10 protein-coding genes and 2 tRNA genes are annotated in these 11,855 nt (G+C 65.0%); 5 read left to right on the top strand and 7 right to left on the bottom strand.

Annotated features, from left to right (window positions below):
- Positions 1-144: 144 nt before the first annotated feature.
- The gene (locus ACQKIE_RS05235) at positions 145-333 is read right to left on the bottom strand and encodes a hypothetical protein (RefSeq protein ID WP_427456483.1); all 189 of its coding nucleotides are present in this window, start codon (positions 331-333) and stop codon (positions 145-147) included.
- A 123-nt stretch (positions 334-456) separates the two neighbouring features.
- Between ACQKIE_RS05235 and ACQKIE_RS05230 the strand changes: the two genes are divergently transcribed.
- The 3 genes from ACQKIE_RS05230 to ACQKIE_RS05220 all read left to right on the top strand — a co-directional run bounded on the left by ACQKIE_RS05230 (position 457) and on the right by ACQKIE_RS05220 (position 1,905).
- Complete coding sequence (locus tag ACQKIE_RS05230) at positions 457-813, top strand: type II toxin-antitoxin system prevent-host-death family antitoxin (protein WP_427456481.1); 357 nt, start codon at positions 457-459, stop codon at positions 811-813.
- Entirely contained in the window at positions 810-1,439 is a 630-nt protein-coding gene (locus tag ACQKIE_RS05225) for a hypothetical protein (RefSeq protein WP_427456479.1), read from the top strand. The genes ACQKIE_RS05230 and ACQKIE_RS05225 overlap by 4 nt, the downstream gene beginning before the upstream one ends.
- A 103-nt stretch (positions 1,440-1,542) precedes the next feature.
- Positions 1,543-1,905 carry a helix-turn-helix domain-containing protein gene (locus tag ACQKIE_RS05220; RefSeq protein WP_427456477.1) on the top strand — a complete coding sequence of 121 codons (363 nt, stop codon included), beginning with the start codon at positions 1,543-1,545 and terminating at the stop codon, positions 1,903-1,905.
- Between the two features lie 81 nt (positions 1,906-1,986).
- On the opposite strand, the gene ACQKIE_RS05215 is transcribed toward ACQKIE_RS05220, so the two are convergent.
- The 3 genes from ACQKIE_RS05215 to ACQKIE_RS05205 form a co-directional block, all read right to left on the bottom strand.
- Positions 1,987-2,062, bottom strand: a tRNA-Ala gene (locus ACQKIE_RS05215).
- Between the two features lie 45 nt (positions 2,063-2,107).
- Complete coding sequence (locus ACQKIE_RS05210) at positions 2,108-3,214, bottom strand: alpha/beta fold hydrolase (protein WP_427456475.1); 1,107 nt, start codon at positions 3,212-3,214, stop codon at positions 2,108-2,110.
- An 87-nt stretch (positions 3,215-3,301) separates the two neighbouring features.
- A complete protein-coding gene (locus ACQKIE_RS05205) occupies positions 3,302-4,420 on the bottom strand; it encodes a ribonuclease D (protein ID WP_427456473.1) in 1,119 nt (372 codons plus the stop codon).
- A 108-nt stretch (positions 4,421-4,528) separates the two neighbouring features.
- Between ACQKIE_RS05205 and ACQKIE_RS05200 the strand changes: the two genes are divergently transcribed.
- Together ACQKIE_RS05200 and ACQKIE_RS05195 are read left to right on the top strand one after the other, a co-directional pair.
- Entirely contained in the window at positions 4,529-6,484 is a 1,956-nt protein-coding gene (locus tag ACQKIE_RS05200; RefSeq protein ID WP_427456471.1) for a formylglycine-generating enzyme family protein, read from the top strand.
- Positions 6,485-6,743: 259 nt separating this feature from the next.
- Positions 6,744-9,800 (top strand): TonB-dependent receptor, encoded by a 3,057-nt coding sequence (locus tag ACQKIE_RS05195; RefSeq protein WP_427456469.1) that lies wholly within the window; start codon positions 6,744-6,746, stop codon positions 9,798-9,800.
- Positions 9,801-9,953: 153 nt separating this feature from the next.
- On the opposite strand, the gene ACQKIE_RS05190 is transcribed toward ACQKIE_RS05195, so the two are convergent.
- The 3 genes from ACQKIE_RS05190 to metX all read right to left on the bottom strand — a co-directional run bounded on the left by ACQKIE_RS05190 (position 9,954) and on the right by metX (position 11,850).
- Positions 9,954-10,040: transfer RNA gene (locus ACQKIE_RS05190), tRNA-Leu, on the bottom strand.
- Between the two features lie 24 nt (positions 10,041-10,064).
- Positions 10,065-10,643: a cysteine dioxygenase gene (locus ACQKIE_RS05185; protein WP_427456467.1), complete on the bottom strand. Its 579-nt coding sequence runs from the start codon at positions 10,641-10,643 to the stop codon at positions 10,065-10,067.
- 103 nt (positions 10,644-10,746) lie between these two features.
- A complete protein-coding gene (gene metX, locus ACQKIE_RS05180; RefSeq protein WP_427456465.1) occupies positions 10,747-11,850 on the bottom strand; it encodes a homoserine O-acetyltransferase MetX in 1,104 nt (367 codons plus the stop codon).
- Between the last annotated feature and the right edge of the window lie 5 nt (positions 11,851-11,855).

Here is an 11,855-nt window from a genome sequence, read left to right as displayed (position 1 = left end):
GTCGGGCACCGAGCCCGATATTGTCACCGCAAACAACGTGCCAGCGACATCCCGAAGCGGTATACGTTTACATGGCCAGGGGAGATAGGCCGAAAGGTATAGGCGCGGTTGATTGTCAGTGGATGCCGAGCGGTCGCGCGGGAATCAACGGACCGACGCCTGCAGGGCTGCCGCCAAGCCGGCGTCGCCGCTCAGCACGTCCTTCCATGCCAGCGCAATGCCGTTGCGCTTGCCCTTGGCGACGAGCTTCAACCCCTCGGGATCGATTGTCAGGGTGTAGGCCTGACCATCGACCTCGAGCTCGCGCTTGAGCGGTTTGTCGAGAGGCGTCATGGTCGGGTTCCGATCTGGGGTGCCGGGAGGATGCCCGGCGGCGTGTGGTGGGCGGGTGTAGCGGCATGGTCCAGAAAGGGTATTTGGGGTATATTGGCCCTAAAGCCCTCACAGGATCGTCCCATGGCCCTGACGCTCAAGCTCGACGCCCTCGAGGATCTTCCGCGAACCCCCGCTTCCGACGTGAAAAAGCTGGGGTGGCGTGGCGTGATGCGCGCCATCGGCCGCCGGGGCAAGGTAGTGGTGACGAACCATAGCGAGCCCGAGGCGGTCATCCTTTCCGCCGAGGAATACGGACTCATCCTGCGCGCCCTCAACGATGCTGGCGCGCAGCAGGCGTCCGCCCTCGATGTTCTCCGGCGCCGCTTCGACGAACACCTCGACACGTTGCAGGCTGAAGATGCGAGCGATCGCCTGCGCGCGCTGATGCAGTCCCCGACCCGACTGGCCGGCAAGGTCAAAGCCGGGGAGACGCATTGAGCCGACGGCCCGTCCTCTATGTCCTGGCGGGCGTCAACGGCGCAGGCAAGAGTTCGATCGGTGGTTACCGGCTGCAGCAGGCGGGTTTAGCGTGGTTCAATCCCGATAGCTTTGCCCGTGAACTCGTGGCCGCGACAGGGTGCGCCCAGACCGAAGCGAATGCCGAGGCATGGCACGAGGGCATGCGTCGCCTCGACGAAGCCGTGGCTCGCCGTACTACCTACGCTTTCGAGACCACGCTCGGCGGCCGCACCGTCCCCCTCAGGATCGCCGAGGCCTCGCGCACGCACGACGTGTTGATGTGGTTCTGTGGCTTGTCGTCGCCGGAACAACACATCGCACGGGTCAAGGCGCGGGTCGCGGCAGGTGGTCACGACATTCCCGAGGCGAAGATCCGCGAGCGTTATGTCTCGGCATTCGAAAACCTCGTCGCTTTGATGCCGTCGATCGCCATGCTGCAGGTGTACGACAACAGCATGGACGTGGCGCGGGGCGAGGCGATTCCGGATCCGTTACTCGTGGCCGAGATCGCCGATGGCTCACTCGCATGGCCAACGGACATCGACGGCCTTCGGCGCACACCGGAGTGGGCGAAACCGCTGCTGGCGGCCGCGCTTCCGGCGTAAATAGCATCGACTTGCCACAGTCCCATCTTGGGACTATCTACATCAAGTTTGTCGGCACTCACGCTGAGTACGATCGGATCGATGCGAAGACCGTGGAGGATCTATGAATATCCGCCCTATCCACACTGACAACGATTACAAGGCAGCCTTGCGAGAGCTGTCGGCGTACTTCTCTAACGAGCCGGAGATGGGCACCGAGGATGGCGACCGTTTCGAGATCCTTGCGACTTTGGTTGAGGCCTACGAGGCGAACCACTTTCCCGTCGAGGCCCCGGATCCTATCGAGGCGATACGCTTTCGGATGGAGCAGGGCGGGCTGACCGCGAAAGACCTCGTTCCATATATTGGTCGTGCCAATCGCGTGTATGAGGTGCTCAACGGGAAGCGTAGCCTCACTATCGAGATGATCCGGAACCTTCATCGCAACCTGGGCATTCCCGCCGAGAGCCTGATCGGACCTGAGTAGGGCAGGTTGACGGAACGGGTGGGGCGGGAAAACAAAAAGGCCGAGGGTTCGCATCCTCGGCCTTTCCGTATGTACTTGAGTTGGTGGAGCGGAGGAGGATCGAACTCCCGACCTTCGCATTGCGAACGCGACGCTCTCCCAGCTGAGCTACCGCCCCACGAAGCGATAACTATATCAGCCGGAATCGATGCTGCCAACGGGGTCAGGGAGAGCGCGTGTGGCCGTCCGTCGCCAGCGGAAGCACCTCGTTCACCAGCGTCACCAGCAGCTTGCCGGGTTCCTCGTTGGGCATCTGGTGTGCCGAGTCCTCGAACCATACGAGCCGCTTCCGCGGTGCCTGCAGGCGGCCGAACCAGGCCGCTGCCAGCTCCGCCGACACGGCGCGATCGTGGCGCCCCTCGATCAGGACGATCGGAAGCTCGAAACGGGTATCGTCCTCGAAGCTCACCCGGCTGACCGCTGGCCACAGCGCCTGGATGCTCGAGGCCATGCCGCGGTTGCGCACGGCGAGGTCGGCGCCAGTCACATCCGGGCTGAGGTTCGCCAATCCGGCGTACGTGGCACCGTCACCCGTCCAGTATTCCCCGCGGTAGGTGTTGAGGTAACCGCGTTCGGCCTCGATATGGGCGAGGTCGCGCTCCGGATGAGCGGGATCGGGATAGGGCGCGATGGCCTGCAATCCCTTCACGGCCTCGGCGTTGCCCGCCGCCTTGGCGTCGGCGAGCGTCTTCTCGAAACCCATCCGTTCGCTCGTCTGGAAATCGACAAACTGTCCCATGCCGACGTATACGCTGAACCAGTCCGGATGCCGGCGGGCGAGCTCGACGCCGAGCACCGTGCCCCACGAGTGCCCCATCAGCACGATCGTCTTGCGGTGGTAACGCTGGCGCAGGTCGGCAGCTATCGCTTCGGCATCGTCAACCATCCGCTCGATCGTCAGGCGCCCCTGGTTGTCTGGCGCTCGCGCGAGGGTCTTGCCGGCGCCGCGCTGGTCCCATTCGGCCACCAGGAAGTATTCCTGCCAGCCCGCCGTCTCGACGTAGCTGGTCGGGGTGGACGTGAAGCCGGGGCCGCCATGAAGGAACAAGAGCAGTGGCGCGTCCTTGTGACGCCCGCGGACCGTGACCCACTGCTCGATGCCCCCGATGGGGCGATACCCGGCTTCGTCCACGCCCCCTGCGAGACTCGCTCTGCGGATGGCTGCGAACGTACTGGCCGCGGTGCCGTTGTCGCCTGTGGCTAATGCGGCAGTGCCGGATAACGCGAGGCCCACGAAGAATGCTGCGAGTACGGCCGCGACAGGGCGCATGGGATGGTCCCTCAGGATGATCCATCCAGCATACGCAGCGGGCAGCGGCGACCATACGTGACCGATGGCCTGGACGTGGCCGCGCCCTCAGCCCGGAAGCAACCCCGACAGTCGATCGAACAGCACGCCTCGGCGCCAGCCTTCCAGTGCCTCGGGCCACGTGCCGCTCATCACGAACTCCTCCATCGAGCGGCGCGCGCAGAGCAGGCCGGGCGGGATGTCCAGTTGCGTCGCCAGGGTGTCGACGGCGCTGCGCATCTCGTTGATCGCGCGCTTTGCCTCACCAAGCGGGTGGCCGATGATCGCCGCGGTCGCTTCGACCTCCGCGGCCTCGACCGGACGCCGGAGGAGTTCGAAAAGGTCCTGGCGTTGCGGCGAGCGCAGCGCGCGCGTGCCGCGGGTTCGTTCGTCCAACTTGGCAGGGGCGTCCGGAATGTTCCCCGTGAGGTCCAGCGCCTGCACGTCCTCGAGGAGCCAGGAGCGCGGCTTGTCCAGCGCCCGCGCGGTGGCTTCGCGCCAGCGCAGCACGCGGCGGAGCAGGGCCTGTTTCTCTGGCGGCCATTCGCTTGCTGCCTTGAAGCTCCGCTGCGGTTGCGGGTCTCCCTCGCGATGGCTCGCGCGGCGCTTCATGCGCGCGCAGTCCTCCGCATGCCATGCACCGCGGCCGCGCTCGGCCAGCCGCTCGGCCAGGATCGCGTGGACCGGGTGCAGGTGCACCACGTCCAGCGTCGCGTACAGCTTCTGTGAGTCGGTGAGCGGACGCTGCAACCAGTCGCTGCGCGTCTCGCCCTTGTCGAGCTCCGCGCCCACCAGTTCCGCGACGAGGGCGCGATAGCTGATGCCAAGGCCCATGCCGACGAAGGCGGCCGCGATCTGCGTGTCGAACAGCGTATGGGGTCCGTCCGGGAGGTAGGGAGCGAGGGCTTCCAGGTCCTCGCCGGCACTGTGCATCACCGTGACGACGGGCTGTGCGGCGAACACCGGCTCCAGCGATTCGCGGAGGGGCACGGCGAGCGGATCGATGAGCGCGTAACGCTCGTCGTGGGCCAGCTGGAGGAGGGCGAGCTGTGGGTAGAACGTGTTGCGTCGCATGAACTCCGTGTCGAGGCCGACGACGGCCTCCGGCCCGACAGGGGCTAGCCATGCGTCGAGCACCTCGCGGCGTTCGATCCAGGGGGCGTCGGGGGCGACGTCGCTCGATGTCATGCGGAATCCTTGTGGTACCGGGACCGCGTCGACCTTCGTGTTGCCCTGTCGCGCGCGATTCCCTAAGGTGGCAGCGCACGATAGCAGGCCCGTACGGAACCGCCCACCATGCCGAACACCGAGACTGTCCGCCGACAGCGCGCCATAGGCGGCGCGCTCGGTATCGCCGTGCTCGGCTTCGCGCTGTTCTATCACTTCTTTCCGCAGGCCCTGCACGTCCAGCCGACGCAAAACACCCCAAGGTCGCCGTTGCGGGGCCAGCCGGCGGTGATGGGCTTCGACCAGCGCCCACAGGCGGCGCCACCGGCGGTGGTCTCGGAGATCGACGCGGGCCCGCCGCTGATGCTCGCGCCGGCGGCCGTGATCGCCGCGCGGCACCGCGAGAAGAGCACCGAGATCCAGCTCCCCGCGCAAAAGACGCCAGATTCGCCGGAACTGGCAGCCTTGCTCGACCGTGGCGACAAGGCTCTCGCTGCCGAGCACCTGGTGGGGGGAAAGGAAAGCGCCGCCGCGCTTTTCGAGGCCGCGCTGAAGGAGAAGGGGGACAGTCGCAGGGCGCTGGCGGGTATGGACGAGGTACGGGCCCGTCTGGCCGCGGGTATCGAACAGGATATAGCCCTGGGCGATGCGGAGGCCGCGCGGGAATCGCTGGCGGCACTCAAGGCACTGCCATCCGCGGCCGCCGTGGCTGCGCCGCTGCAGCAGAAGCTCGCCGTGCTGGATAAGGTGCGGCCGCTGCTTGGCAAGGCCGCCGCCCAGTTGCAGGACGGGAAGACGACGCAGCCGAAGGGCGACAGCGCCCTCGACACCTACCGCGCCGTGCTCGAACTGGATCCCGAGAACGCCGTCGCGGAGCAGGGCATCACGACCGTCCAGCGCGCGGTTCTCGACAAGGCTCTGGCGGCTGTGGCGCAGAACGACTTCGCGACGGCCGATGCCGCACTCGCCGAGGCGGGGACGATCGCGCCCGAGTCGCAGGCGTTGCAGGACACGCGCGGACGCATCGAGGGCATGCGCCGGCAGAATGCCACGACCATGCTCGCGCAGGCCCGGACGGCGTTGGACGCCGGTAACCTCGAGCTTGCCCAGCAACTGGCGACCAAGGCGCAACAGATCAGTCCCGATCTCGCCGGCATCGACGAGTTCAACGAGCGGATGACGAACGCCCGTCTGTATGCCAGCTACAAACCCGGTCAGGTCTTCGCGGACCGCTTCCTCGATGCCGCGGGACAGGCGCCCGCCATGGTCGTTGTGCCGACCGGCAAGTTCGTCATGGGGTCTCCCGAAGGCGAGACCGGTCACGACGCCAACGAGGCACCTGCGCACGAGGTGGACGTGTGGAAGGGCTTCGCCATGGCGCGAAGCTCCGTCACCATCGGTCAGTTCCGCGACTTCGTGCGAGCGACGGGTTATGTGCCGCAGTCGCAATCGCTCGGTGGCGGCAGCGTCTACGACGAGCAGAGTGGCGGTCTTCGCGATGAATCTTCCGCGACCTGGCAGGACGACTACGCCGGCAAGCCGGGCCAGGATCGTCTTCCCGTCATCAACGTGTCATGGAATGACGCGAAAGCGTATGCCGACTGGTTGTCCAAACGCAGCGGCAAGACCTACCGCTTGCCGAGCGAAGCGGAATTCGAATACGCGTTGCGTGCCGGGAGCACGACGCGTTACTGGTGGGGCGACGGCAACCCTTCGTCGCGCGTCGAGAACCTCACCGGCGGCAACGACCGTTCCGGTTCTGGCCGACGCTGGAGCAACGCGTTCACGGGCTACAAGGACGGTTACTGGGGCCCCGCACCCGTCATGAGCTTCACCCCCAATCCGTTCGGTCTCTACGACATGGGCGGCAATGTTTCCGAATGGGTCGCCGATTGCTGGCACGACAATTACGTGCGCGCGCCGCGCACGGCGGAGGCATGGGTGAACCCGGGGTGCGCGCGTCGCGTGATCCGCGGTGGCTCGTGGGGGAGCGCGCCGAACATGGTGCGGTCGGCCTATCGGCAAGGGGCGTCGGCGGATCTGCGCAACGCACGCGTGGGTTTCCGCGTAGTGCGAGAGCTTTAAAGATTTCGCGGTCGCGATGTCGTTTCGCAAGTTATTGCTGATGTTCAAAATTACCCTCAGCATCTATTGACTTGTCATCCTACCGACGCATAGTCTTGCCCCCGACCCGTAAAAGATTTGGACATCCAAATCGTTTGCTCGGTTAGCCGATACCTCTATTCGACGCGATACGACACGTTCTGCTTGGGGAAGCAGGAGCGGTGCATTGCAGGTATCGCCAACTTTTACATTTCGAATCACTTTTCCTTTGGGGGAGAGCATGGAATTCTTGAGAAGCGAGCGGCGCACGTTGGTGCGGCCGTCGGTGCTGGCTGTCGCGCTGGCGCTGGGCATGGGTGCCACCTGCACGGTTTTCGCGCAGGCGACCAGTGGTTCCATCTTCGGCCAGGTGCCGGCCGCGGCGGGCGAATCCGTTACCGTGACGAGCGATAGCGGTTTCACGCGCGATGTGCCGGTCGATGCCGATGGCCGTTACCGTGTCGGTAACCTGCCGCTGGGCAATTACACCGTCAGCCTGAAGCGCGATGGGGCGGTCGTCGATTCGCGCAAGAACATCCAGATCAAGGTGGGTGGCAGCACGGACGTCTCGTTTGCGAGCGCCGCGACCGCGGAGAGTGCGCAGTCGCTCGAGTCCGTCACCGTTTCCGCCAACGCCCTGCCTCCCATCGATACTTCGACGGTCGATTCGCGCACCGTCGTGAATGCCCAGACCCTGGCTCGTTTGCCGTTGGGTCGCAACGCGGAAGCCATCGCGTTGCTCGCCCCTGGCGCCGTCGCCGGCCAGAGTACGCTCGGCAATGGCCGTTTCCGCACGGTGTCGTTCGGCGGCTCCGGTGCCTCGGAGAACGCGTACTACGTCAACGGCTACAACACGACCGATCCGTACAAGGCCCTCGGTGGCGTCGGCCTGCCGTATGGCGCGATCGATCAGCAGGAAGTCTATACGGGCGGGTATTCCGCCAAGTACGGCCGCTCCGACGGTGGCGTGATTTCGCAGGTCGGTAAGCGCGGTACCAACGAATGGCATTTTGGCGCACAGGTTCTCTGGGAGCCGAAGTTCGCCGCCTCCGATCCGGGTAGCGTCTACTACGGCAGCCGCCCGTTGCCGGCCGGTTACGGCTACCAGGACACGAGCAAGGTGGGCGCCATTTACCGCAATGGCCAGGACAACACCAAGTGGACGCAGACCTATAGCGCCTACGTCGGCGGCCCGCTCATCAAGGACAAGCTGTTCTTCTTCCTCGCCGCCGAGGCCGAGAAGTCGGAAGGCACCAGCACCGCGAATGCCGAATCCAACCCGGTCGCCAATAACCATTACACGTATAACCTGCCGAAGATCTACGCCAAGATCGACTGGAACATCAACGACAGCAACATCCTGGAGTTGACGGGCATCCACTCGACCGACGAGCAGCGCGGCTACTACACCGGCTACGACTACGACACGCGCACCAACACCGGCCGTACCGGCGCGGATGCGGATACGTCGAAGATCACGTCGAAGTACGCGATCGCCAAGTACACGTCCTACATCACCGATGACATCACGCTCTCGGCCACCTATGCCAAGGGGTGGACGGACGATTACCTGCACAACCCGACGCCGGACATCGACCAGCAGCCTTACATCTACAACCCGGCGCTCCAGAATCCCGCGCTCAACGGTGGCAACCCGATCACGAACCTCAACTCCTCGCAGACCAGCCAGGATCCGAGCGCCGGCAGCCGTACCCACGGCCTCCGCCTCGACCTGGAATGGCAGTTGGGCGATCACCACCTCGCCGGCGGTATCGACAACATGCATTACAAGGGCATCGACGAGGGCACCTCGACGAGCGGCCCGGGATACTACTGGCGCTACTTCCACTCCGCCAATCCTGGCCTTCCCATCAGCGTCGGACAGGGCGTCGGTGCGCCAGGCGGCGACGGCTACTACGTGCGTCGCGTCATCTTCACGAGCGTGACGAACATGTCGCTCGACCAGCGTGCGCAGTATCTGGAAGATCGCTGGCAGGTCAACGACAAGCTGCTGCTGAGCATCGGCGTGCGTAACGACGGCTTCAAGAACTTCAACGACAAGAACAAGGCGTACGTGAACAACCAGGCACAGTGGGCTCCGCGCCTCGGTGCGTCTTGGGATGTGTTCGGCGACTCGTCGCTGAAGATCTACGGCAACCTCGGCCGCTATTACCTCGCGCTGCCGAACAACGTCGCGGTGCGCGGCGCTTCGTCGTCGACCTATACGTACGAGTACTTCAACTACACGGGCATCGACCCGAATGGCCGTCCGACCGGCCTTACCCCGCTGGGCGCTGGCATCGTGTCGCCGGATGGTGAGTTTGGCCAGCCGATCGACGCGCAGTCCGTCGCGGCACGCGACCTGAAGTCGCAGTACCAGGATGAAGCCATCCTCGGCTTCGACAAGACTCTGGGTTCCGACTGGGTCACCGGTGCCAAGGTCACGGTGCGCAAGTTGCGCACGGCGATCGACGATGTGTGCGACACGGGCAAGATCGCCGACAAGATGACCCGCGAAGGCCTCGATCCGGATTCCGTGGTCGTCCCGGGCTGCATTATCTTCAACCCTGGCGACACCAATACGTTCAGCCTGGCCAACGTCGATGGCTCCGGCCGCACCGAAGTAAAGATGAACCAGGAAGACTGGGGCTTCACGCAGAAGGCCAAGCGGTCCTACTACGCGCTGGACCTCTACCTGGAGCATCCGTTCGACGGCAAGTGGCAGGGGCGCCTCGATTACACGTTCTCGCGTTCCTACGGCAACACGGAAGGCCAGACGAAGTCGGACATCGGCCAGACCGACATTTCGAAGACGCAGGACTGGGATTCCGCCGAGTTGATGCGTTACGCCAATGGTCTCCTGGCCAACGATCGTACGCACCAGATCAAGGCTTACGGTGCCTACCAGCTCTCGGACGAATGGCTGGTCTCGGGCAACCTGCGTCTCGCCTCCGGTGCGCCGAAGTCGTGCCTGGGCTTCGAAGACGGCGAGGCGATTCCGGACCCGATCGGTTACGGCTCGTCGTACCACAACTGCAACGGCCAGCCGTCGCACCCGGGCGACAAGCGCAATCCCTGGTACCGTCAGCTCGACCTCGCGGTGACCTACCGTCCGTCGTACTTCGAAGGCAAGCTCGCTTTCGGCCTGTCGGTCTTCAACGTCACCAACGAGCGGAAGCCGCTCAACAGCTACGCGACGTATGAAGCGCTGCCGCAGACCGTGCTCAACAACTACGGTCTCGGTCAGTACTTCCAGAACCCGCGCTACGCCCGCCTGACGGCTACGTACGACTTCTAAATGACGCTTCGCCCATAACTAGAATGTCCCGTGAGGCCATCGCGTGTTTCCCCAGTGCCGCCTGCTCACGCAGGCGGCCTTTTTCTAGGGCGCTGGGGGTTCCGCGAGGAACCAAAAAAAAAACCTCCGCTTGCGCGGAGGTTCTTCATGGTCTGGTGCCGAAAGTGGGACTCGAACCCACACTGTATTTCTACAAACAGATTTTGAGTCTGCCGCGTCTACCGGTTCCGCCATTTCGGCATGGGGACCGCGATTATGCGGGATTCAATGCACCCGGTCGAGTCCCAGCTGGCGTTCGGTGCGGACGTACCAGTCGTCGCCCTGGGGGTTGAAGACGGCGCACTGGGTCATGCGGCCCGAGTAGATGTGCAGGCTGACCGCCACGGCGTCTTCGCTCGGGTTGCGGATGGTGTGGTACTCGTGCGGTGGAATCAGGCTGCCGGCGGAGCCAGGGCCGGCCTGGATCGACCCGACCGGGCGGAACTGGTAACGCTCGGACTCGTGGTCGAGCAGCTCGTACTGGACGATCTCCAGGGCACCGTTCCAGACGCCTTCGACGCACCACATCCCGCAATGGTCGTGGATCAGGGTCCCCTGGCCGGGGCCCCAGGTCATGGCGACCACGCTGTAGCCGTGCTCCTCGCTGCGATAGAGCTCGCGGCGCGCGTAGTGGTCGCCGGCGGTCTCGAGCACGCACCGCGGCAGCTCCACCTCCTGGGACCGGATCAGCCGGCACAGCGCGTTCCGCAGGTTATCGGTGATGGCCGGGGTGCTCGGCTGGATGACCGAGGCGTCGATGGCCTCGATGAGCTTGCGGCTGCCCGGGAAGTCGACCGTGATCATGGCTGGAACCTCTGGATGCGTGGCGTTGGGGACGCCGGTCGCCGCCAATCATAGCAAACCGGCTGTTGGCGCCTTGAACAAACGTCCGATCGGGCGGGTCGGATCAGATCGTCGCCAGGAACCCGCCGATCGCCCGGCTGTAATTCTCGATATCCACCAGGAACGCATCGTGCCCCTGCGGCGAATCGAGTGCGACGAACGCCACGCGCGCGCCGGCCGTTTCCAACCCCTTCGCGATGGTTTCCTGCTGCTCCAGCGGAAACAGGATGTCGGTGCTCACGCCGATGACGAGCGCCTGGTCCACGTGGATGCGGGCGAGGCCGCGCATCACGTCGCCGTCGCCGTGTTCCGCAACGTCGAACCAGTCACTCGCGCGGGAGAGGTACAGGTAGCTGTTCGGGTCGAACTGGCGGTTGAAGCGGCGCGCGTGGCCTTCGAGGTAGGACTCCACCTGGAACTCGAAGCCGAAAGGCGAGCTTCCATCGCGTTCGTCGGGATCGAGGCGGATACGGGCGAAGCGGCCGTTCCACTCCATCGCGGAGCGGTAGGTGATCACGCCGAGCTTGCGCGCGATGCTCATGCCGTGTTCCGGCCATTCGTCGCCGTCGTACTGCCCGCCTTTCCAGTGCGGATCGAGGCGGATCGCCTCGCGCTGCAGCGAGCGGATGGCGATGGCGAAGGGTTGTGCCTGCGGCGCCGTATCCACGCTGATATGCGTACGCACGGTGCCCGGATGCAGCAGCATGTACGCCAGCGCGCTCATGCCGCCCATCGAGCAGCCGACGAGGCACGCCAATTGCTCGATGCCCAGGCCGGTGACGGTTTCGTACGCGGCGTTGGCGACGTCCTCGAGCGAGAGTTCGGGGAAGGTCAGGCGGTAAGGCTCGCCGGTGGCGGGGTCGATGGAGGCGGGGCAGGTGGAACCCTTGTCGCTACCGAGCGAATTGACGCAGATCACGAAGAAGCGATCGGTGTCGAACGCACGACCGGGTCCGATCATCTCGTCCCACCACCCCGGCGTCGGGTCTTCGGCATTCGCTGCCGCGTGCGCGCTTGGCGAAAGACCGGTGAGGATCAGGATGGCGTTGTCGCGCGCGGGCGTGAGTGTGCCCCACGTCTCGAAGGCCACACGGGCGCCGTGCAGTTCGCCGCCACGTTTCATGCGAAACGGCGAAGGGAGCAGGTGGTAGCGGCGCGCGTCGCCCATGCGTG

The organism is Luteibacter sp. NPDC031894 (genome assembly GCF_050273135.1).
Taxonomy (GTDB): domain Bacteria; phylum Pseudomonadota; class Gammaproteobacteria; order Xanthomonadales; family Rhodanobacteraceae; genus Luteibacter.
The sequence above is the reverse complement of the archived record's forward strand: the minus strand, read 5'-3'. Positions and strand labels throughout refer to the sequence as shown.

What these genes read in the sequence shown, in the direction of transcription:
- ACQKIE_RS05195 (WP_427456469.1), top strand. Translation starts at nt 6,744, where the DNA reads ATGGAATTCTTGAGAAGCGAGCGGCGCACGTTGGTGCGGCCGTCGGTG.
- ACQKIE_RS05185 (WP_427456467.1), bottom strand. Translation starts at nt 10,643, where the DNA reads ATGATCACGGTCGACTTCCCGGGCAGCCGCAAGCTCATCGAGGCCATC.
- metX (WP_427456465.1), bottom strand. Translation starts at nt 11,850, where the DNA reads ATGGGCGACGCGCGCCGCTACCACCTGCTCCCTTCGCCGTTTCGCATG.
- ACQKIE_RS05205 (WP_427456473.1), bottom strand. Translation starts at nt 4,420, where the DNA reads ATGACATCGAGCGACGTCGCCCCCGACGCCCCCTGGATCGAACGCCGC.
- ACQKIE_RS05200 (WP_427456471.1), top strand. Translation starts at nt 4,529, where the DNA reads ATGCCGAACACCGAGACTGTCCGCCGACAGCGCGCCATAGGCGGCGCG.
- ACQKIE_RS05230 (WP_427456481.1), top strand. Translation starts at nt 457, where the DNA reads ATGGCCCTGACGCTCAAGCTCGACGCCCTCGAGGATCTTCCGCGAACC.
- ACQKIE_RS05220 (WP_427456477.1), top strand. Translation starts at nt 1,543, where the DNA reads ATGAATATCCGCCCTATCCACACTGACAACGATTACAAGGCAGCCTTG.
- ACQKIE_RS05235 (WP_427456483.1), bottom strand. Translation starts at nt 333, where the DNA reads ATGACGCCTCTCGACAAACCGCTCAAGCGCGAGCTCGAGGTCGATGGT.
- ACQKIE_RS05210 (WP_427456475.1), bottom strand. Translation starts at nt 3,214, where the DNA reads ATGCGCCCTGTCGCGGCCGTACTCGCAGCATTCTTCGTGGGCCTCGCG.